26 protein-coding genes and 1 tRNA gene are annotated in these 20,407 nt (G+C 36.7%); all 27 read right to left on the reverse strand.

Annotation, left to right across the window (positions count from 1 at the left end; genetic code table 11):
• The coding region (locus N2257_04115) for a DegT/DnrJ/EryC1/StrS family aminotransferase (protein ID MCX7793579.1) at positions 1 to 365 on the reverse strand (365 nt) is incomplete at its 3' end.
• Positions 362 to 1,333: a FemAB family PEP-CTERM system-associated protein gene (locus N2257_04120; protein ID MCX7793580.1), complete on the reverse strand. Its 972-nt coding sequence runs from the start codon at positions 1,331 to 1,333 to the stop codon at positions 362 to 364. The genes N2257_04115 and N2257_04120, both read right to left, overlap by 4 nt.
• A gap of 404 nt (positions 1,334 to 1,737) precedes the next feature.
• Positions 1,738 to 2,679, reverse strand: coding sequence for a GNAT family N-acetyltransferase (locus tag N2257_04125; GenBank protein MCX7793581.1), 942 nt, complete (start codon positions 2,677 to 2,679; stop codon positions 1,738 to 1,740).
• 124 nt (positions 2,680 to 2,803) lie between these two features.
• Positions 2,804 to 3,646, reverse strand: coding sequence for a DUF3473 domain-containing protein (locus tag N2257_04130; GenBank protein MCX7793582.1), 843 nt, complete (start codon positions 3,644 to 3,646; stop codon positions 2,804 to 2,806).
• Between the two features lie 9 nt (positions 3,647 to 3,655).
• A complete protein-coding gene (locus N2257_04135) occupies positions 3,656 to 4,603 on the reverse strand; it encodes an XrtA-associated ATPase (GenBank protein MCX7793583.1) in 948 nt (315 codons plus the stop codon).
• Position 4,604: 1 nt separating this feature from the next.
• The gene (locus N2257_04140; protein ID MCX7793584.1) at positions 4,605 to 5,828 is read right to left on the reverse strand and encodes a TIGR03016 family PEP-CTERM system-associated outer membrane protein; all 1,224 of its coding nucleotides are present in this window, start codon (positions 5,826 to 5,828) and stop codon (positions 4,605 to 4,607) included.
• A 1-nt stretch (position 5,829) separates the two neighbouring features.
• The gene (locus N2257_04145) at positions 5,830 to 6,609 is read right to left on the reverse strand and encodes a CpsD/CapB family tyrosine-protein kinase (GenBank protein ID MCX7793585.1); all 780 of its coding nucleotides are present in this window, start codon (positions 6,607 to 6,609) and stop codon (positions 5,830 to 5,832) included.
• Positions 6,610 to 6,618: 9 nt separating this feature from the next.
• On the reverse strand, positions 6,619 to 8,139 hold the full coding sequence (locus tag N2257_04150; protein MCX7793586.1) for a hypothetical protein: 1,521 nt from the start codon (positions 8,137 to 8,139) through the stop codon (positions 6,619 to 6,621).
• 9 nt (positions 8,140 to 8,148) lie between these two features.
• Positions 8,149 to 8,982 carry a polysaccharide biosynthesis/export family protein gene (locus N2257_04155; protein ID MCX7793587.1) on the reverse strand — a complete coding sequence of 278 codons (834 nt, stop codon included), beginning with the start codon at positions 8,980 to 8,982 and terminating at the stop codon, positions 8,149 to 8,151.
• A gap of 75 nt (positions 8,983 to 9,057) precedes the next feature.
• Positions 9,058 to 9,561, reverse strand: coding sequence for a UpxY family transcription antiterminator (locus N2257_04160; GenBank protein MCX7793588.1), 504 nt, complete (start codon positions 9,559 to 9,561; stop codon positions 9,058 to 9,060).
• 1 nt (position 9,562) lies between these two features.
• Positions 9,563 to 10,912: a TIGR03013 family PEP-CTERM/XrtA system glycosyltransferase gene (locus N2257_04165; protein MCX7793589.1), complete on the reverse strand. Its 1,350-nt coding sequence runs from the start codon at positions 10,910 to 10,912 to the stop codon at positions 9,563 to 9,565.
• A 7-nt stretch (positions 10,913 to 10,919) separates the two neighbouring features.
• On the reverse strand, positions 10,920 to 11,291 hold the full coding sequence (locus N2257_04170; protein ID MCX7793590.1) for a hypothetical protein: 372 nt from the start codon (positions 11,289 to 11,291) through the stop codon (positions 10,920 to 10,922).
• Positions 11,292 to 11,524: 233 nt separating this feature from the next.
• The gene (locus tag N2257_04175) at positions 11,525 to 12,865 is read right to left on the reverse strand and encodes a sigma-54 dependent transcriptional regulator (GenBank protein ID MCX7793591.1); all 1,341 of its coding nucleotides are present in this window, start codon (positions 12,863 to 12,865) and stop codon (positions 11,525 to 11,527) included.
• The gene (locus N2257_04180; GenBank protein ID MCX7793592.1) at positions 12,862 to 13,773 is read right to left on the reverse strand and encodes a HAMP domain-containing histidine kinase; all 912 of its coding nucleotides are present in this window, start codon (positions 13,771 to 13,773) and stop codon (positions 12,862 to 12,864) included. The genes N2257_04175 and N2257_04180 overlap by 4 nt, the downstream gene beginning before the upstream one ends.
• 239 nt (positions 13,774 to 14,012) lie before the next feature.
• A tRNA-Phe gene (locus N2257_04185) sits at positions 14,013 to 14,088 on the reverse strand.
• Between the two features lie 119 nt (positions 14,089 to 14,207).
• Entirely contained in the window at positions 14,208 to 14,654 is a 447-nt protein-coding gene (locus N2257_04190; protein ID MCX7793593.1) for a bacteriohemerythrin, read from the reverse strand.
• A gap of 10 nt (positions 14,655 to 14,664) precedes the next feature.
• Complete coding sequence (locus tag N2257_04195) at positions 14,665 to 15,234, reverse strand: flavodoxin family protein (protein ID MCX7793594.1); 570 nt, start codon at positions 15,232 to 15,234, stop codon at positions 14,665 to 14,667.
• 170 nt (positions 15,235 to 15,404) lie between these two features.
• On the reverse strand, positions 15,405 to 15,728 hold the full coding sequence (locus N2257_04200; protein MCX7793595.1) for a rubrerythrin family protein: 324 nt from the start codon (positions 15,726 to 15,728) through the stop codon (positions 15,405 to 15,407).
• 11 nt (positions 15,729 to 15,739) lie between these two features.
• Complete coding sequence (locus N2257_04205; protein MCX7793596.1) at positions 15,740 to 15,877, reverse strand: rubredoxin; 138 nt, start codon at positions 15,875 to 15,877, stop codon at positions 15,740 to 15,742.
• Between the two features lie 9 nt (positions 15,878 to 15,886).
• Positions 15,887 to 17,101, reverse strand: coding sequence for an FprA family A-type flavoprotein (locus N2257_04210; protein ID MCX7793597.1), 1,215 nt, complete (start codon positions 17,099 to 17,101; stop codon positions 15,887 to 15,889).
• Positions 17,102 to 17,162: 61 nt separating this feature from the next.
• A complete protein-coding gene (locus N2257_04215) occupies positions 17,163 to 17,579 on the reverse strand; it encodes a ferritin-like domain-containing protein (GenBank protein MCX7793598.1) in 417 nt (138 codons plus the stop codon).
• Positions 17,580 to 17,619: 40 nt separating this feature from the next.
• Positions 17,620 to 17,802: a hypothetical protein gene (locus N2257_04220; GenBank protein MCX7793599.1), complete on the reverse strand. Its 183-nt coding sequence runs from the start codon at positions 17,800 to 17,802 to the stop codon at positions 17,620 to 17,622.
• An 86-nt stretch (positions 17,803 to 17,888) separates the two neighbouring features.
• The gene (locus tag N2257_04225) at positions 17,889 to 18,332 is read right to left on the reverse strand and encodes a hypothetical protein (protein MCX7793600.1); all 444 of its coding nucleotides are present in this window, start codon (positions 18,330 to 18,332) and stop codon (positions 17,889 to 17,891) included.
• Between the two features lie 23 nt (positions 18,333 to 18,355).
• Positions 18,356 to 18,541, reverse strand: a complete 186-nt coding sequence (locus tag N2257_04230; GenBank protein ID MCX7793601.1) for a rubredoxin — start codon at positions 18,539 to 18,541, stop codon at positions 18,356 to 18,358.
• A gap of 170 nt (positions 18,542 to 18,711) precedes the next feature.
• A complete protein-coding gene (locus N2257_04235; protein MCX7793602.1) occupies positions 18,712 to 19,119 on the reverse strand; it encodes a bacteriohemerythrin in 408 nt (135 codons plus the stop codon).
• Between the two features lie 66 nt (positions 19,120 to 19,185).
• Positions 19,186 to 19,785, reverse strand: a complete 600-nt coding sequence (locus tag N2257_04240) for a redoxin domain-containing protein (protein ID MCX7793603.1) — start codon at positions 19,783 to 19,785, stop codon at positions 19,186 to 19,188.
• A gap of 50 nt (positions 19,786 to 19,835) precedes the next feature.
• On the reverse strand, positions 19,836 to 20,246 hold the full coding sequence (locus tag N2257_04245) for a transcriptional repressor (protein ID MCX7793604.1): 411 nt from the start codon (positions 20,244 to 20,246) through the stop codon (positions 19,836 to 19,838).
• Positions 20,247 to 20,407: the final 161 nt, after the last annotated feature.

The raw sequence follows: 20,407 nt of genomic DNA on the forward strand, positions 1-20,407 counted from the left end.
AGATGTGTATAAGAGACAGGAAGTCTATTAAGATGATTGTAATTAAAATCAAAATTTTTTTCTATATCACATAATATAACATTTAAACCAGCCTTCTTGATTGCAGAGGGCACGGAAAAACATGTATAGGCAGGGATAATTACGTTTGATCGCTCTCCTGAGAGCCTTTTTAAGGATTTAAGTATCAAATAAAGAGCTGATTTTCCTGATGAAAGAAGAAAGGTATATCTAACACCAAAGAATTCTTTTATTTCTTCTTCCAGTCTCGCAATAGCCTTATCTTCACTAAAAAAGCCCTTTATTGCATAAATAAAAGCCTTCCACTCAACAGGTGCAGCGGCAGGTGGTATAATTCTTTTAATCATGGAAGATATTTTACAATTTTTGGTCCAATACTATTTGTAATCAGAAGCGGCATTCTTTTCCAGATATTAATAGCAAGCCTGAACTTTGGATTATCCGGACTCAGATCCGCAACTGCTTTTCCATTACTGGTCCAGTAATGCCAGTATAACTGATGAGGAGTAGCACCCCACTGTTCTTTAAACTTATACGTAGAGCTACCAAAGGTTGACCTGCCAAAATCAAAAAATTTATACCCCCTGTTACAGGCAAACTCAAGACAGGACCAGTAAAGTAACATATTGGGTGCATACCTGTTAAATCTTCTTAGAGAGGATGCCCAGGGGATTTCAATTATATCCTTGAATCCAAGAAGAATACCTGATGCTATCGGTTTACTGGTTGAATCAAAGACAACACAAATCCAGGCATCTTTATAAGACTTAAAAATATTTTTGAAGAATTTTTTTGGATATACTGGTGTGCCTAGATCCCGCATATTTTCTGAAAAAACAGAATAAAAATAATCTAAACCCTCTTCACGAAAAAATTTATGGAACATTCTTTCTTTTAATGGCCTTCTGATCTGTGACCTGAGCTTAGAGGAAAAAGATCTCCAGAGATTCTCGGGATCTGATGGTAGCGATAATCTCATCGAGACTTTCTTTATCTTTGCAGGCTGATGAGGAAGAAGATTTCTAGTGTGCCTTAATTCAATAAAGGTAACCTTCTTTTTCTTTGCTACATTTATAGCTTCATAAAGCAATAGATCAGTTATCTCATCCTTGTCAGAGCAAATACCCCCATAATTGAAGAAAGGAAGAGAAACTAAGAGATTTCCAAATAAACCCTTTATGTGTACCAGAGGCAGTATACCATTTATCCTCCCTTGATCCTCGCTGTAAAGATAATAAGTATCGTGTCCAAATGTATCTTCTATAACATCCTTCCATATACTTAAATGATAAAGTACTGAATTTGGCGACTTCATCACATAGAAATCCCAGACTTGGTATTCAGATTTCTGTAGCAGTCTTATTTTCATGGAAAAAAATTTTTATGAGTAATATGCCAACATATATACCAATAAGGTCTAAACATATATCCATCCAAGAGGAGGTTCTGCCGGAAACAGTAGATTGATTCAATTCATCGCAAAGAGCTACAGTCAAGGATATAATTATCAAAAGATAAAACCCTATTCTTTTTCTTGGCCTTAAAGCAAGAAAAAGAAGAATCACAAGAAGGGTATAGAGCGGTATATGACCCATGTTCCAGAAAATTTTTTCTGTAAGGGTATCAGCGAAGTGCAGAGCAATATCGGGCAAGGAAGAGATATAGAATATGAAGAGGATATAAAGAACTGTAAGTATTAAATAAACCAATTTCATAAATTCAGCGAAGAATGATCTTTCCTAAAGACTTGCAGAACTGCCAGGCGGAAATAAGTAAAGGAGCAAACCCTCTTTTATAAAATCGAATGGAAATCTGAGTGATAATTCTGTTTGACCAGTGGAATTTATAATGTTCAGTTCCCCTTAAAAAATCATAAATTTTAATATTCTCCCTGATCGCCTTCTCAATAGCCATACCTATAATTAAATTACCGATACTTATCTGAGGTCTGAAGGCTTTATCTACAGCCATTGAGTAGAGATAAAGGATATCATTATATTTAAGATGAAGGAGGCCGGCTATATATTTATCATTAAATGTCAAAAAGTCTAATTGAAAATAAGGATTACCCCTTTCATGGATTCTAATAAAAAATTTCTGCAGAAACATTGTAAAGGATTTTGATAGAGCTCTACTCTTTTCATAGATAGTAAAAAAACTCTGTAGCTCTCCGGTCAAATCCCCATCTCCACCGCTTGAATAAGTAATGAGCCCTACCGCCCCCTCTCTTCTTAAGAGATTCAGATGCCTCCTGAACTGCTGCCTCCTGTGATTGGATAGGGAGGCGAAAAAATCATCTGTATTTTGAGGCAGCACAGTGACAGGACAGAAAAAACTTGGCTTTACGTGAATATACTTGCCTTGCTGCTCCATTTTTTCATAAAGATATAGAAAAAAAACAGATTGAGCATGAATGGGGCATAATTCCATTATATCCCAATCTCTTTCACTCATGAGAAAATCATAAATTAATTCTGACACTTCTTTTTCATAGCCTCGCTTTATGATTACATCGAGATAATCAGAGCCGCATTCGGGATAACCCAGAAAATATAACCTTCTTATTTTTAAGATAGAAGAGGGTGATTTCTCAATGTAAAAGGGCGCGATACCAATTATGTTCGTATTTTCTTCTACTAGAAGAATAAATAGGGATCGCATATTATTCCAGTTACACTCAGCCCAAGTAAACAACCACTCCCATGTTAGAAAAATCGTATTCGAGGAAGATCTTACTAAAAGCTCATTCCATTTTTCTCTGATACTTTTCCATTCCTCAAATGAATTAATTTTCCTTATGTTCATTGAAGTAGAAAAAACCTATAGATTCAAATTTAAAATCTTTTAATATGCTTTCTATCTTTGAAAGGGTTTTGCGAATATTGAAATAGTGCCTGAAAGAGGATCTGAGCCCTGCCCTTAAACGAGGCTGTTCTGTATCTATTTCCCAGGGATGAATATAAAGGATCGCCATACTCTTTTCCTTCTCATTTAATCTCTTAATGGCATATTTTATAAATTCAACAGGAAGAAGCCTCAAATATCCTCCTCCAGCAACTGGAATATTTAAACCTAAAAATCTCAGTGTGGAAGGTGGATACTCCATTATTGAACCTGCCTCTGTCTTAATAATGTGAGGGAATCTTTTTGCTTCAGGAATTCCATATACATCATGATGAATTGGAAAAATACTTGAATCGTAAACATATCCCTCTTCAACAAGAATATCAAGGGCCCATAAAGTCTTCTTTGAAATTGAATAGCTTGGAGCCCTGTAGCCAGCTATCCTTATACCGATTATATCCTCAAGAATTCTTTTTGAAATCTGGACATCCCGTCTAAACTCATCAGGAGATAAATCGTAGATAAGTTTGTGGTTATAACCGTGGGAGGCAATCTCGTGTCCGCTTTCATAAATATCTCTCACAAGAGCAGGATACCTTTCAGCAACCCATCCCAACATAAAAAAGGTCGCCCTGACTGAAAATTTGGCCAGCACTTCAAGAATTTTGTATACATTTCTATCCACTCTGCATTCGAAATTATTCCATTCTTCAAATTTAATACAATGAGCAAAGGCAGACACCATGAAATAATCTTCTACATCAACAGTCAGAGCATTAATCATAATTGAAAATCAACCGTAAACCTTTTTATAAATCTCGCTTACAACTAATTCAAGCTGTCTTATTTTTAAGTCACACCTTACAAGGGCTTCCTTAATCTTTCTAAAATCACCATTAACATTTTTAATCGTATCTGATGCCATTTTAATATCCGGTCTATTACCTAAATCCTTTATTACATCACTAACAACAGAACTGTTTATAACCTTGGTTTTTTCTGAAAAAGCTATCAAAAGTAAAAAATCACACAAAATATTTACAAGTCTGGGCACGCCCTTGCTGTATTCAAAAATCTGCTCCATCACTCCATCTTCAAATTTTACTGCATCCCGGTTGCCGGCAATTTCAAGGCGGTGGAAAATGTATTCTTCCATTTCCTCCCTGCTTAAAGGATTGAGATGTGTATAAACAGCGATTCTCTGTCTCAACTGAGCAAGCTGGGGACTCGCAAGCTTGCGGTCAAGTTCGGGCTGCCCGACAAGAATAATTTTTAGAAGTTTTTCTTTTTCAGTTTCTAGATTGGATAATAATCTTATCTCTTCCAGCTGATCGTAACTCAAATTATGAGCCTCATCTATTATTAAAAGGGTTTTCTTTTCTTCAATATAATTATTGATCAAAAAATCTGTCAGATCTTTTAAAAGCACAGGCTTATCCCTGTTCTCAATTTTTAAACCGAACTCCTGATTTATCATTGAAATAAGTTGACTTGATGTGAGCATTGTATGGGAGAGACTTGCTACATCCACAGCATTAGATATTTTTTTTAAAAATGCCCTTATCAGAGTTGTCTTACCTGTTCCGATTTCTCCAGATATGACGATGAAATTGCAGCTGCTTAACATCCCGTATTCAAGATAGGTTAGTGCCCTTCTATGGGCCCTTCCTGAATAAAAAAAATCAGGATCAGGCGTCAACTGAAAGGGATTTTCTCTGAATCCAAAAAAGGAATTATACATTTCAGAAAATATGCCTGTATTTAATGGTTATTATATTTTCTTCATATTCATCCCTGTCAATGCTTGAATTGTAAGAAGTGTACCCGTAACTCAGGATAAGATTATCCTTTTCACTTATTGAATAATCAAGAGCTGTTGAAATCATGTACCGCTCTCTTTCTTCTTTTTCAGGTCTAAGTCTTTCATTTCTGTAACCTGCACTTATCCTATGCTGAAACCATGGATTATAATTTAAAGTTATACCTGGGCTTATGGCATAAGACTCATCGACTCGATCGGTTTCTAAATATTTACTCTTTTCATGAATAAGATTAAGGTTATAAATAATTCCTGTCCCGTACCTTATCGAAATTTCCTCTGACCTTACATCATAAATTCCGAGCTGAGCAGATGGTAAGGTATCTCTTCTTACATTAAAAGTCACATCGCCTTTGTCAAGAGCCCTGCTAAAGGATAATCTGTACAGAATAAATTTTTTATCAGTTCTGTCACCGAAATTAATATATCTGTACCCAACGGACATAGTCATATTGCTTTTTTGGGAGAATTGATGGGAATAATATAAAGAATTGGTAATCAGCTCACTGTCCTCTCCTCTTTCAGGTCTATGCATTATAAAAATTGATTCGATTCCGGCTGCTGCTCTCAGGCTTAATTTCTTTTCAAATCTATTAAAAAATTCATGCATGACCCTATCAATACCTTCTGGATCCCTGAACCAGATGTTATAATATCGATAACCTGGATTCATCACCAAAGTATCGGTGAGATTTATTTTCAGATAGGGTGAAGCGGAAAAAATATTTCTGTCAGTCTTGTTCACCGTAATATTTGTCTCTGTTGATGGACGCCTGGGATCAATGATAGTCTTTGAAAATTCATCGGATAAATCAAGATATAAGAAATTTTTTACGATATCTATCTTTGTAGAGGCGTTCAGCAAATGGGAAGTATCATCATCTTTAAGTCGGCTGTAATAAATCCATCTGAAGGTATAATCTAATGACATATCAAGTCTTATAGTTCTGTAGATGATATTGAAAGATGGTTCTATATAAGATATATATTCATGAGTCTTATCCGATGCCGATAGATAAAGGTTGTCATTGTATTCCTCTGATAAGGAAAGGGATGTCTTTATTTTTAGGTCAGCAGCCTCAGCCCGGAAGAAAAAGCATAAAACTAAAAAAATGCAAAGTGCTATGAAATATCTTTTCTCTGCCACATCATCGCCCGTCAAAATAGTAAGGATATTTTATCCTTATCAGGGAAGAAGGAAAACAGTTCAGAACAATACCGATTATCCTTTCTTTATTTAGAAGTGAAAGTGCCTGCCTGACAGAGTTCTTAGTCGTTTTTTTATCATTAATCACAAGAAGAACAGCCTCAGAAAGAAAGGCAAGCTGAATAGTATCGGCCGACGAAAGAATGGGTGGAGAATCGAGTATAATGTATTGATATCTTCGCTTCATCGCCTGAATGAATATTTTCATCTTTTCCTGCAGATACCTATCATTTATATCCTTCCCGCAGAAGACGATATCAAGATTTCCTATGTTAGTAGTCATTATAATCTTTGATAAATCAAAAGAGCCTTCAAGATAATGAGAAAGGCCGCTATTTTCGTTAATTCCAAGATAGTGATGTATAGATGGATGCTTGAGGTCGGCATCAATAAGAAGTATTCTGAAATCAGACGATAGTGCAAGACTTACAGACAAATTTAAAGCAACAAGACTCTTACCGGCACCTGCATCAGGACTTGTAACGAGCAAAGTCCTGTTCTCTTCTATCGCATGATCCTTAAAGATTCTTGCCTTTAACTTTCTGAACTGCTCAGATTCAAAAGAATCGGGTCTAATGAGACTTACCACATAGGGGCTGACATTATTAAGATCGACCACCACAGGCTGAGGATCACCCGAAAAGTTATCTTCAAGGTTTTGTGCGACAAGATATTTTTTTTCCTTAAGGACTCTATTAAACGCTCTCTCCAGTATATCCACTTAGACCTCCTAAAAATTAATTATCCTAAATCCTAAATATTTAAAAAGAATTTCATTTAACCATACAAAAAAGATCAGTAATAAATAGACACCTGATGCTAGCAGTATTCTATTTTCCCTTGTCTTGCTAAAATAAGAATCAGGTATAATTTCGGGTATTACAGAAAGCACTGGTAATCTTAATTCTGATTCTATTTCATTTTCATCATTAAATCTTCCAGAAATGTAAAAAAGAGCAATCACAATTCCCGAAGCCAAGCTCAGCCCTATCAAAAAACCAGCAAGAATTAAACTAGACCTGTCAGGTTTTTTGGGATAGTGCGGAACCTTTGCATATTCTGCGATTAAAATTGATTTTGGTATACCGACCAGTTCTAACTGGGCAGCCTCAATCTTCTGGAAAAGATCATCGTAGAGTTTTTGATAGACCGATTTTTCACGCTGCAGATTAAGCCATTCCTGCCTTTCGCGCGATAATTTTTTTAATTTCTCCTCTGCGACAATTTGCTGACCGGATATCTCTGATATCTGGGTTTTGACTCTCTCTATCTCGCTTTCAATTTTTTTGATCTCCTCGTTTATTGAATATATGACAGGATTTTCACTATTATCAGGATATTTTTTCATGTGATCTATCTGTTTTTTTAACTCCTCGATCTCCATCCTTGTCTTTATTACATCAGGATGATTATCAGTATACCTAGCACTTAAGTTCAGCAGCTGATTGTTCAGTCTTGATAACCTCATAAAAGGAGACTCCTCAATTTCTGTCCCTCTGTAAGCAACGCTATGTGCATCGGTTAATTGTTTGGCCAGGCTCTCTCTGGTAGCCTCGAGCTCCTTTAATTTGATTTCTAATTCTATTCGTGAAGCATGCAGGGCTTCAAAACCCCTGAGTAAGGGTGATTCCCTTTCAGGCACAAAATTTGGATTTCTATTTAGAAAATCCTGAATGAGTTTATTTATCTGATCAAGTTTTTGTTCATATTCAAGTAGCTTTTTTTGCGAGAACTCAGTTATACCAGATATGGTATTTTTCCGGATGGTATTTAAATATTCAATATAATCTCTGATCAAGGTGTTAACAAAATCTGCCGCGTATATGGGATCTTTATGTCTGAAAAAGACCTTAACTTGAAAAATATTTCTTTCCCCTATTGTGTTAATATTGATCTTCAGTCTTGATTTTGTTTCTGATACAATTCTATCTTCGATTAAATTTTTATTTGATGCTGGATAAATCTTCTTAAGGGAATTTCTGACAAGTTCTTCTGAAAAGAGTCCCTCTTTAATCATGGATAATTTTGAATCCACATTCAGCACTCTTGAACCTCTTAAAAAGGTACTCTCAAAAAGGGTATTCTCTACGAGAAAGGTAGAAGAAGCCTCATATTCAACAGGCATGAGGAAGCTACCCCAGGTAAAAATGGAAAGAATAACAAGAAAAATAATAATAAAAAATTTTTTTCTGCGAAGAATCTGAAACCAGTAATAACGAATATTTAATGAAGGATTTTCTGATATATTCATATTGTCTCCTTAAAACATTCCTGTTTTTACGATCACTATATCACCAGGCATGAGAGCCAGATCTCCTTCCAAATCACCATTTTTCATAATATCACCAACCCTAACTGAAAGTTTCTTTACTCTTCCCTCTTCTCTTCTCACTACGACTACATCATTTTGCTTTGCAAATTCAGTAAACCCTCCACACTGAAGAATGGCATCAACAACTGTGAGGCCTTCTTTATAGGATAGGAGTGAGGGATTTCTGACTGCTCCCATAACCTTAATTCTATTGTTAAAGTTATCAGCAAGTAAAATTATATCCCCTGGTTTCAATATTATATCCTGTGTCAGATCACCTTTTAAAAGGTTAGATAAATTAACAATTAATTTTTTGCCCTCTCTTATAATTGAGGAATTACGAAAATCAATATCTTCTAAAGAGCCTACTTGAGCAAGCAATTGTAACAAAGACGTTTTTCTTTTTAATTGGATGACACCTGTTGATCCCTCTCGAGTGCCAGCCTCAACTGGAGAACTACTTCTCTGTTTTACAACATAGACCTTATAATTATTTATTTCTGAAACCATGATGCTTACGACTGGTGCCTTTATATATCGGGAGAGCTCATTCTCAATTATCTTTTTGACCTCCATGGGAGTTCTGCCTGCTACCTTGATGTCGCCGATAAGATGAAAAGAGATCTTTCCATCAGGTCTCACGGGTAACTCAGCAGTCATCTCAGGATTTCCCCATACGGATATACGAAGGATATCTTCTTCACCGATCAGGTAATCTCCGTCAAAACTCCAGGTAATGGCTGGGATGAAAATAAAGTACAGAATAATTAGAATATTTTTCATAAATCTACCTCTTTTAAGTAAAGCTCCGCCTTCTCAGTCACAGTGACTGATTTTTAAATTACTCTAAAATATTTTTTAAGCTACCTCTAAATCAGAACCGTACAATTTTACGGCAACGCTTCTGCCTAAAATATGAATATTTACCACAAAGAGAAAAGAATCATCTTTTTTCTTTATAATTCCTTCGGCTCCTTTAAGTGGTCCATTCTTTACCCTTATTCGTATACCTTCCTGCAACTCAGGGTATACATTTATCTGTTCAGGACTCCCAAGCAAAATTTTAAGGGATTCTATTTCCTCGGTAGATATTGAAGCAGGCCTTCCATAATCATTACAGAGAAATCTTACAACTCCTTTTGTTCTTAACACCGAAAGAAAGTACTCTGGTCTTGCTTCCATATATACAAAAAGGTATCCTGGAAAAAGAGGAAAATCTATCATTTTTTTTCTGTCTTTCCAGTGCCTGAGTATCTTTATTACCGGCAGGAATGTTTCAATATTTTTTTGAACCAGGGCATTATACGTTTTAAATTCATGCCTTGACTTAACATATACTGCATACCAGTTATTAGAAAACATTTTATCTTCCCCTTCCAAGTATAATTACCCTAATTGTTTCGATTATAATCATTAAGTCAAAAAAAATCGACAAATGCTTTATATAAAAAAGATCATATCTGAGTTTCTCAATGGCATCTTCCACAGAGGCTCCATAAGGATATCTTATCTGTGCCCATCCAGTAATTCCTGGCTTTACAAAATGTCTTTCGCTGTAAAAAGGTATTTCCTGCTTGAGCTTTTCCACAAATTCAGGACGCTCTGGTCTCGGGCCCACAAAGCTCATTTCACCTTTTATAACATTAAATATCTGAGGCAGTTCATCTAACCTTGTTTTTCTCAATATCTTCCCAATCCTTGTAATTCTGAGGTCATTCTTCTCTGCCCAGACCGGTCCGGTATCCTTTTCTGCATCAGGAACCATTGTTCTGAATTTATACATTACAAACTTCTTCTCCTTCTCTCCCGTCCTTATCTGGCGATACAATACCGGACCTCTGGAGTCAAGCTTGATAAGAAGTGCCACCAGGCACATAAGTGGAAAAGTAATAATTAAAATTGTAAATGCCATAATAATATCCATAATTCTCTTAGAAACTCTTTTCAAAAAGGTTATCTTAAAGCCATTGGAGAAAATAAACCAGCTCGGTGTGATATTCTCTATAAGTAATTTCCCTGTAAGCTGTTCATAAAAAGAAGGAGCATCTAGAACCTCTATACCGCTGAACTTACACATAAGTAAATCCCTTAAAGGTAAAGAACCTCTCCTCTCACTGATTGATACAATAACCTTATTAGCCTTTTCTTTTAGAACTATTTCACCAAGTTTTTCCTCGCTGCACAGAACTTTCTCCCGGGGAACAGCAATAACATCAGAGGAACAATGGACATACCCAGCAAGGGCATATTGATGATTTGTTGAAAGGATTAGGTTGCCAATCTTACTGGCAACAGGTCCTGTGCCCAGTATGAGAACCCTTTTTGCTAGAAGTGGCATATTCAGCAGAGACCTCCAGCCCCTATGCCATAAAAACTGATAAATACTGAAGGAAAAAATTGTAATTGCCAGAAGCCCCCTTCCGATTGTTAAAGAGGGTATAAAGTAAAAAATTACTGACAGTATAAATACAGACAAGATATTACATATAACAATTTTTAAAAAAATCATTTTACCTGAATCATTACTCTGGTTATATAGTTCTGCCAGAAAGGAGATTAGAATTACTACCACGGTAAAGATAAATATTTTAATTAATGGTTTTTCAATTACCTCATCAGCAGATAGTGTTCCAAATCTTAATAAGATGCCAGTAAAAAAACTTGTAACAGCCAGAACTACATCTCCCAATATGATAAAAATTATTCTATTCATAAATTATTTACAGGATACTGTATCCATTAATATTTATATCTCCATCAATGACCTTCTGAATTACAGTTTTAAATTTATGATAATCAAGGGGTTTAATCATACAATAGGAAGAATTAAAATCATTCAACCACTTTAACAGGGTTTGATCAATATTGTCTGCCAGTACAAGGACCGGAATATTTTTCTTTTTGATCTCGTTAAAAAAGACTGCTCCGTAAGGATAACTAGTTACAACGAGGTCAAAGTCGTACTGATTGAGTTTAGAATTGATATTATCATTGACCATAGAAAAGATCTCTACTGCATAACCACTGCTGCCAAGGATTGCTTCACAAATTTTAGAAAATCCATATTCATCAATTATCAGAATTTTTTTCATAATTAATAAGAAGCAAATATAATGCCAGTGATGAAATTCAGGGATATCGTTATTTAATTGCAGGATTTTTCTATTTTTTTTTGTTTCTAACAGGACATAAAGATATAATTTATAAAAGTATAAAATTGTAGATTCAGGTCACAGATTTAAATTTTCACAGAAGTTAAAAGAAAAAAGTGTTGCAGAAGGTTACATTATAAAAGAGTGGTTACAAGCATCGATTTTTTAATCAATTAATTTAACTTAGATGTTTCCTTGGGAAACATAAGCGATAGTTCATTCAGCCTTTTATAAAGGGTCTTTCTGGAAATACCAAGGAGCCTTGCAGCCCTTGATTTATTACCCCTACATTTTAAAAGGGTATCCCTTATAGCCAAAAGTTCCAGATCCTTTAAAGAATTGCATTGTTGCGATTCTTCGTCTTTATTACACACTATCTCTCTTGGTAAATCCCTGATAGTAATCTCATCTCCTTTTGCCAGCACTACGGCACGTTCAATTACATTTCTTAACTGCCTTACGTTCCCGGGCCAATGATAGTTTTTAAAAATGTCAAGAACTTGTTTCGAAAAAGTAAGGTGCTTATTCTCTTTTAGGGAAAATTGCTTTAAAAAAAGTTCTGCCAGTAAGGGTATGTCCTCCGTTCTTGCTCTTAGTGGAGGTAATGTTATTTGGACAACATTTATACGGTAATAAAGATCCTGTCTGAAGTTTCCTTTTTTAACTTCAAGCTCAAGATCACGATTGGTTGAACAGATAAGTCGGAAATCAACACTTATTTTTTTATTGCTTCCAAGGCGTTCTATTTCCTTTTCCTGTAGGACCCTCAGAAGCTTGGCCTGGAGATAAAAATCAAGCTCTCCTATCTCATCAAGCAATAATGTACCTGATGCAACCTCTTCGAAACGGCCTATTCTCCTTGAAATAGCTCCAGTAAAAGCACCTCTTTCGTGGCCAAAAAGTTCTGATTCGAGAAGTTCCTTAGGGATTGCGGCACAGTTTACTGCAACAAAGGGCTTATTTTTTCTTGAACTTGTAAAATGTATTAATCTTGCGACCAGTTCTTTACCGGTACCTGTCTCTCCACAAACTAAAACATTACAGGTAGAATCTTTAATGGACTTTATTACATTTAAAACCTTTTTCATTTCACTACTCTCTCCAATAAATGCATGTTCATCACTTAATGAATAAAATTTTCTTTTGAATCTTTTCTCTTCCACTGCCTTTGATACAATTTCTTTAAGTTTTATATAATCTGGAGGTTTTATGAAATAATAAAAAGCTCCGAGTCTTAATGCAGAGACAGCTGATTCTACTGTTCCGTAGGCTGTGAGAAAAATCACAGGAATATCTGGATAATATTGGTTGATCTGTTCGAATAAATACATACCATCCTTATCAGGCATTCTTAAATCTGTGATGATGCAGTCGAAGTCTTTTTGTCTAAGAAATTCAAGTGCCATTTCGACACTAGAAGCACCTTCAATAGTATAACCCTCATCAGTAAGAATGGCACTTAGGACTTTTATCGCATTGATTTCATCATCTACAATTAATACTTCTCCTCTCATTTTGACACCTCAAATCGTAAATTTTTTGTGGGCAGATAAATTTTTACTGATGTACCTTGCCCTTTAAAGCTATTTATTTCAATAAAACCTCCGTGAGATTTAATAATCTCTCTTGTGATGAAAAGTCCATAACCCCTTCCGCTTTCATTAGAAGGGAGGCAGTCATGTTTATCTTGAAACCCCATACCTGTATCAACTATCTCTATAACAACATAATTAGACGATACATCTTCTCTTAAATAGGTTCGGATATATAAATTCCCACCCCAAGGCATAGCTTCTATAGCGTTATTAATTATATTCAAAATTGCCTGTTCTATTTGAAATTGATTCAGAATTAAATCCGGAATCTTTCCGTATTCATAAAATGTTTTAATATTATGTGAACGAGTCTGGTAGGAAATATAGAGCTCTATTTTTTTCAATACATCATTTATATTCATCTGAATCAACTCCGAGTCGGAGAGAGATGAGCTTAAAAATTTAGAAATAAAGTTATCAAGTCTCGATATTTCTTCATTCATGATCTTCAGGAATTCTACAAGAGACTGATCATTTTTATATTTCTCACATATGTAGATAATTGCTCCCTTGATAGCATTTAGTGGATTTCTGAGACCATGAGCAAGAGAAGAGGCAGTCTTACCTATATCTATGAACTTTTTAGAGGCACTTAAATTTTGAATAAAGGAACAGGGCCGGAAGTTGCATACTGTTAATTTTACAAATTCGGGAGGCCTTTTTTCACCCAGGGGTTCTAATATTATATCTGCGGTCCCGCTATCAAAAAAACAATTAAAGCCAATATCTCTCAGATACATTTTTTTACTGTTTCGGAATATACTCAGTACGGCATCTCTTTTATCAATATATATCTTTGGTATAGCTTCAAAATATTTTTTTCCCACCAGCTCAGTATTTTTTATAAAACTCAAATCTGATTCCCATTTTCTGATGGTCAATCTTTTATCAATAATCAGCGTTAATTTATCACCCATAAAAATAAGTTATAGGATTTTTTTTTTAAAGTCAATACAGCAAATTGTAACAATAATTTAATGTAAACAATGAACACTATTACAATTTGATAAGGGGACTAAACATCGAGAGACCAAAGACAGAATTTTTATTTTTTGTAAATTCTTTATGGTGGGCAGGGACGGAATCGAACCGCCGACACGGGGCTTTTCAGGCCCCTGCTCTACCGACTGAGCTACCTGCCCGATGGGTATATTTTAATACATTTTCAAAAAGAAAGAAAAGGATAAAGTTTCCTTAATAAAATTCCATCATCAAGATAAGATGCACCATGTATGAATGCTGTCCGGTCTTAAAGTAATTACTATATAGCACCTGCCCTTTTAAGATAGGGAGCAAATCTCTGATCAACATTCAGGACGTGCTGTTTGAGCCAGTCCCTTACATATTCCACCACCTCGGCTGTTAAAACAGGTTTACCTTCTGTAAAATCCTTATGAAGATTATAAACCTTTTCTCTGAAGCCCTTATGAGCGGAGCGATGGCTTTCAAGCTCTGGATATTTAAATTTTTCCATATAGGCCTCTTCAGTCATGAAATGAATAACAGTATATTCAAGAAGTTCATTTAACACATTACCAAGTTCCTTCATACCTACGCCTCTGTACATTGCTTCCACAAGATTGTTATACAGAATGAATAATCTTTGATGCTGTGCGTCAATCTCAATTATATCAACCTTATATTTATTATCCCACTCAATAAAAAGGTCAGTTTTTTTTCTCTTTAATATCCAGTCAAAGAGTCCCATATGAGCCTCCTTACTTCAATAATCTCAGACCCGCATCATAAACCCTATGAAGTGCATCGGGTACCTCAAGTATGGCGCCCTTTGCATCCACGCCGAGGAAGCTGACCGTCTCGTGCTCAGGAACACTTATAGTCCTGAAAAAAGCTTTAGCAGTGGCTTCAGAGCACTGAATCCCTATCTCCTTCTTCATACCACCTACCAGTATCAAAAGACCTTTCCTTCCCTCTGGACCTTCAGGAATGGGTTTTTTAAGAAGGTATTTTTCACACCAGAAGGACTGGCATCTATCAATCATTACCTTTGCCTGTGCACTCAGGCTGAAAAAGAAAACAGGAGAGGCAAGGATAAACCTGTGCCCCTCCCTTATGGCATCGTATATCTCTGCCATATCATCATTAATTATGCATCTTCCTGAAGTCTCGCAGCCACCACAATCCTGGCAGGGCTTTATATTCATGAGATTGAGATTGAAGAGGATAATCTCATGGCCTGCCTCTTTTACGGGTCTCAGACATTCCTTTATAAGGATATCTGTATTTCCTTCTACCCTGGGGCTTCCATTAAAGGCAACTATCTTCATTATTCAATCTTCTTGAATGCCTGTTTCTTTGCACCGCATACAGGACATTCATCAGGTGGTTCATTTTCAAAAGTATTTCCGCATACCTGACATACATAGTAATCTACTTCAGCATTCTTTCCGAGGTTCTCAAGTGCCTTCCTGTAAAGATCTGCATGTATCTTTTCTACCTAATTGGCGAACTGAAAGCTCTTCAGAGCGCCTACTCTTCCTTCAGATTCTGCATCCTTTATCATTTGAGGATACATGCTTTCAAATTCATAGGTCTCTCCATTAATTGCTGCCTGCAGATTTTCTTTAGTTGATTTAATAGCTCCAAGTTCTCTCAGATGATTCATAGCATGGACCGTTTCTGCCTCGGCAGCTGCCCTGAAAAGCTTGGCTATCTGTCTGTATCCTTCCTCCTCTGCCTTCTTTGCAAAGGCGAGATATTTTCTATTCGCCTGTGATTCTCCTGCAAAGGCTTCAAGGAGATTCTTCTCAGTCTTTGTCATGCGCTTCCTCCTTAACGAACTCTCTCAAAGGCGTCTTTCGGTGCATTGCAGACAGGACATCTCCAGTCATCTGGAAGTTTTTCAAAAGGTATACCCTCTTTCCCTTCATCATATTCATAACCGCATATGGTACATCTCCATACAGCCATATTTACCTCCTAAAATTTTGCATGATATTCCTTTACCTTTCTGGCAAAGTCCTTTCCGAATTCATAGAGTTTTTGCTCATCTTCAAAGGAAGGCCTGTAGATAATCTGCATTCCAGGCTCATATGTTTCAAGTCCCATTCTCTTGAACTCCTCATATACCTCCTTAACTGCACCTCCACCCCATCCATAACTGCCAAAGGCACCGACGATGCGATTCTTAGGCCTTAAACCTCTTAGATGAGTAAGTAATTCTGCTATGGTTGGATACATTGTGTTATTAAGTGTTGGTGTACCTATCAGAGCTCCTCTTGCCTTCCAGAATTCTTTTATAGCTATACTCATAGGTGTTGCACGGAGTTTTATAACTTTGCAGTCCATCCCCTCATCCCTGATTCCCTGCATTATGGGAAGGGTCATCTGCTCTGTGCTGTGCCACATGGTATCGTATATAATGACGGCACCCAGATTTGCCTTTCCGTTTGCCATATCAAGATACATCTGTAAGACCTTTGCAGGATTCTGCCTCCATATAACTCCATGATCGGGTGCAATCATATCTATCTCGAGGCCGAGCTTCTTGAGCTCCTCTATCCTAGCCTTTATGAGCTGACCGAAAGGCATGAGTATATTGGCATAATAATCTATGACCGCATCCTCAAGTTCAGACATGGACTCACAGGTAATATACTCATCATCAAACCTTGCTGAGGATGCAATATGCTGGCCGAAGGCATCCTGGCTGATGAGAATCCTATCTTCCTTAACATAGGTCATCATGGAGTCAGGCCAGTGAAGCATAGGTGTCTCAATAAAGAGCAATGTTTTTTTACCAATCTTCAGTGTATCACCAGTCTTTACAGTTTTTATGTTCCAGTTTGATAGATCAAAAAATCTCTCAAGCCCCTTTTTACCCCGCTCGGTAATGTAGATATCAGCCTCAGGGCAGAGGGACTTTATCCTGTCAAGACCTGATGCATGATCATTCTCTATGTGATTCACAATAATATGTCTTATCTTTGATGGCTCCACAAGAGCTTTTATGTTTTTTATTGAAATATCTGCAAAATCTTCCTTAACCGCATCAATAAGGGTTATCTCGTCATCAAGAATAAGATAGTTATTATAAGTCGTTCCTCTCGGAGTAATGTATCCGTGAAAATCCCTTACAGCCCAGTCTATGGCGCCAACCCAGTAGATGCCATCCTTCAACTTAACCGGATTCATCTTTTCACCTCCTTTTCGAAAATTAGAATCAAGCTAATTCAGGAAAACAAAATCTCTTTACTTAATCCTCAAGCAGGGTTGAAAACTGATTATGATGCTCTTCCTCATCAGCAAGTATAGATTCAAAGAGCCTCTTGGTAACTACATCTCCTTCCTTCTCGGCAAGCTTGATTATCTCTTTGTAAAGAGCAATGGCCTCCTCTTCTGCTTTTTTATCAATTGATAACATTGCCTTGAGATTGTCTCCCACTGTAATTGTTGTTGGTTTTGTGGTTGGAACTCCACCAAGGTAATCAAGTCTTTCTGCTATTTCCTCAGCGTGTTTCATCTCAGTGATAGCTATCTTTTTAAATACTCCACCAACCGCCTCTGCATTCACACCCCTTACCATCACATGCTGCCACATGTACTGAATGCTCACCTGTAGTTCCCTTGCAATTGCGTCATTGAGTCTGTCAAGTAATTCCTTGCTTGCCATAAAAACCTCCTTCATTAAAAAAATTAATCTCCCAAGGAGATTAATGAACTATTGTCTCTTTCCTGAATAGATGGTAACCGCAGAATATGCAATGAGTCTCTTCCTCATCCGTCCATATCTCCACGTCCTCTCCACACTTTGGACATGTTACAAATTCAGGAAAGGGCTCATAAAGCTCAATGCATGCCGGCTTATTATCTTTATATCCAGGTCTATTTTCCATTATTCAAACCTCCTTTTCTTAAAGGGCTCAATCTCTCCCTATAGTATTCTGAAAACTTATATTCTTAAAACTTTCCGTCACGGAACCTATATCCAGATCTTTTCTCCCTCCCTTGCCTTTCTCCATCCCTCTTTCTTGAGCCGCTCCATCCTCATGATACCCCATCTCTTTAATTCTTCGAGATATCTAACTGGATTACTCTTTGCAAGTTCTATTATCTTCTGCCTCTCATTCATGGAATCGATGTAATCCAGCGGATACATTCCACGCCAAGCACAGTATCCTTTATCAAATATAAACTCAGGTGTGATATCCTTAACAGGTAGAACCCTTGCTGCAAATCTTGCTACATCCATATCATATTCTATAATCCATCCATTGTCAACAATCATACTTGATGGATCAAAGTTTATATCACCTGAACATTCAGGACAGAAGAGTCTGTTGACCACCTCAGGTGGCATTATATTGTCTCTGAAACTGAAACTTGCAATGTATTTACCACATTGACAGCTTACTTTATAATCCATGCACATAAAAAAAAAACTCCTGTTTAAAGCATTGGTGAAAACCTTGATTTTGGTGCTCCGCAGAGCGGACATTTATATTCATCAGGTAATTCTTCAAATGGAACGCCAGGGGGTATTTTATTTTTCTTATCCCCTTTCGCTGGATTATAAATATAGCCACACTGCTGACATACATACTCTTTCAGTTCTACTTTTGTTTTTGTCTCCATGTCTTCCTCCTTAAATTAATTTTAGAGCCCTACGGAGCTCTCTTTTGTGTCTTTACCGCTTCCTCAGTAAATTCATCCTTACCACAGCAGACTGGAACGCTCTCTCCTTCTGGGTAATATAAGTATTAAAGTATTACATATCTGACATACATAGATTGGACTTAATATGATTACACCATTTTATCTCTCAGATACCTGCCTAGTTCCTTGTCTGTACGAGATATGTGGTTAAGCCACCACTGACCGAGCAGCTCATTGGTCTCCAGTGTAGCAACAAGCCTTAAACCATTCTTCTCAAAATCTGCTTTCAGTTCCTTGAACCTTTTTTCAAGATCCCTGTGCTGAGCAATATGAAATTCTATCCCGGGGTAATTATACTGTTTCATATATCTCTCTTCCAGTCCAAAATGGATTTTAATGTAATCCTCCAGAAACAGTATCAATTCATCAATTATTTCTTTACCCCTGCCTTCACGACAGGCTTCTCGCAACATGTTAAGTCTTTTTAAGAGCTCTTTATGCTGAGCATCAATCTCATTTACACCTGTTGATAGCTCATCACTCCATTTTAAAGGCATGTATACCTCCTCCACATTTACGGGTAAGGGCCAGATATACTGCCCTTACCTATCCTTAATTACCTTTTACTTCAACGCCTCATAGACCTTACCCACTATTTCCTCAGATGGCTTAAGTGTCTTCTGACCCGGTCTCCATTTAGCAGGGCATACCTCCTCCGGTTTATCCCATACATATGTGAAGGCCTCAAGCTTTCTCAGGAGCTCATCAGCATTTCTTCCCACATTGTAATAATTAATCTCAGAAGATACCAGAACTCCCTCAGGATTTATTATAAATGTACCCCTCAATGCAAGACCTGAATCTTCATCATAGACTCCGAAAAGTCTTGAAACAGTGCCTTTTGGGTCTGCACCCATCGGATATCTGACATTCTGGATGGTCTTTTCCTGATGATACCAGCCATAATGGACAAACTTAGTATCAGTGCTTACAGAAACAACCTCTGCTCCAAGTTTCTTAAGCTCATCATACTTTTCTGCCACATCAGCAAGCTCTGTAGGACAAATGAATGTAAAATCTGCAGGATAAAATACCAGGATAGTCCACTTTTTGTTCTTCTTTGCCTCAGCAAGGCTGAATTTTCCAAACTTATTTGTTTCAGGATTGTAAGTTTCAAGCTCAAAGTCTGGAACCTTCTGACCTATTTTTACCACCTCTGACATAATTAAACCTCCTTAATTTTGATAGAGGAGCTAAAAGCTCCTTTTTTAAATTATAAAAATTTATCTTTTTCTCTACAGGCATGGCAGAGTCCATAAAGCTCAACGTGAATCCTTGTGACCTCAAAACCTTCAAACTCCATTCTGGATAAGTCTGAAAATTCTTCAGGTGATACATCAACAATTCTTCCGCATCCAGTGCATATCAGATGGTGGTGAGAGCTTGTATCAGGATCAAATCTCTTTTTTTGAGGATCTATATTGAGTTCCTGAACAAGTCCCTTTTCTTTTAATGTCTCAAGTATATTGTAAACCGTTGCCAGCGACATGGTAGGGTATTTCTCCCTAACTGCCCTGTATATCTCCTCAACCGAGGGATGGTTTTTATTCCCTTCAAGATACTCAAGTACAGCAAGTCTCTGTGGAGTTAACTTAAGCCCTATGTCTTTATATTTTTGAATCATTTTTATTTAATAAATATTATCAAATTAGAATGATTATGTCAAGAGGCTTGTACCCGACAACAAGGCTATATGCCTTGACAATTTTATAATGTGTAAAAGATGTTATGAAAGGTTTAGTAATAAGAACAGTATATAACAATAAAGATGGGAAGGGGCGCTGT

It is taken from the genome of Thermodesulfovibrionales bacterium, assembly GCA_026417875.1.
Lineage (GTDB): Bacteria > Nitrospirota > Thermodesulfovibrionia > Thermodesulfovibrionales > CALJEL01 > CALJEL01.

Bases quoted from the DNA above. Each gene is read 5' to 3' on its own strand.
- N2257_04125 (MCX7793581.1), bottom strand. From the start codon at position 2,679: ATGCGATCCCTATTTATTCTTCTAGTAGAAGAAAATACGAACATAATT.
- N2257_04215 (MCX7793598.1), bottom strand. From the start codon at position 17,579: ATGGCAAGCAAGGAATTACTTGACAGACTCAATGACGCAATTGCAAGG.
- N2257_04210 (MCX7793597.1), bottom strand. From the start codon at position 17,101: ATGAATCCGGTTAAGTTGAAGGATGGCATCTACTGGGTTGGCGCCATA.
- N2257_04190 (MCX7793593.1), bottom strand. From the start codon at position 14,654: ATGGGACTCTTTGACTGGATATTAAAGAGAAAAAAAACTGACCTTTTT.
- N2257_04130 (MCX7793582.1), bottom strand. From the start codon at position 3,646: ATGATTAATGCTCTGACTGTTGATGTAGAAGATTATTTCATGGTGTCT.
- N2257_04165 (MCX7793589.1), bottom strand. From the start codon at position 10,912: ATGAATAGAATAATTTTTATCATATTGGGAGATGTAGTTCTGGCTGTT.
- N2257_04155 (MCX7793587.1), bottom strand. From the start codon at position 8,982: ATGAAAAATATTCTAATTATTCTGTACTTTATTTTCATCCCAGCCATT.
- N2257_04175 (MCX7793591.1), bottom strand. From the start codon at position 12,865: ATGAGAGGAGAAGTATTAATTGTAGATGATGAAATCAATGCGATAAAA.
- N2257_04220 (MCX7793599.1), bottom strand. From the start codon at position 17,802: ATGGAAAATAGACCTGGATATAAAGATAATAAGCCGGCATGCATTGAG.
- N2257_04245 (MCX7793604.1), bottom strand. From the start codon at position 20,246: ATGATTCAAAAATATAAAGACATAGGGCTTAAGTTAACTCCACAGAGA.
- N2257_04200 (MCX7793595.1), bottom strand. From the start codon at position 15,728: ATGACAAAGACTGAGAAGAATCTCCTTGAAGCCTTTGCAGGAGAATCA.
- N2257_04240 (MCX7793603.1), bottom strand. From the start codon at position 19,785: ATGTCAGAGGTGGTAAAAATAGGTCAGAAGGTTCCAGACTTTGAGCTT.
- N2257_04205 (MCX7793596.1), bottom strand. From the start codon at position 15,877: ATGGCTGTATGGAGATGTACCATATGCGGTTATGAATATGATGAAGGG.
- N2257_04235 (MCX7793602.1), bottom strand. From the start codon at position 19,119: ATGCCTTTAAAATGGAGTGATGAGCTATCAACAGGTGTAAATGAGATT.
- N2257_04160 (MCX7793588.1), bottom strand. From the start codon at position 9,561: ATGTTTTCTAATAACTGGTATGCAGTATATGTTAAGTCAAGGCATGAA.
- N2257_04225 (MCX7793600.1), bottom strand. From the start codon at position 18,332: ATGGATTATAAAGTAAGCTGTCAATGTGGTAAATACATTGCAAGTTTC.
- N2257_04195 (MCX7793594.1), bottom strand. From the start codon at position 15,234: ATGAAGATAGTTGCCTTTAATGGAAGCCCCAGGGTAGAAGGAAATACA.
- N2257_04150 (MCX7793586.1), bottom strand. From the start codon at position 8,139: ATGAATATATCAGAAAATCCTTCATTAAATATTCGTTATTACTGGTTT.
- N2257_04170 (MCX7793590.1), bottom strand. From the start codon at position 11,291: ATGAAAAAAATTCTGATAATTGATGAATATGGATTTTCTAAAATTTGT.
- N2257_04120 (MCX7793580.1), bottom strand. From the start codon at position 1,333: ATGAAGTCGCCAAATTCAGTACTTTATCATTTAAGTATATGGAAGGAT.
- N2257_04230 (MCX7793601.1), bottom strand. From the start codon at position 18,541: ATGGAGACAAAAACAAAAGTAGAACTGAAAGAGTATGTATGTCAGCAG.
- N2257_04135 (MCX7793583.1), bottom strand. From the start codon at position 4,603: ATGTATAATTCCTTTTTTGGATTCAGAGAAAATCCCTTTCAGTTGACG.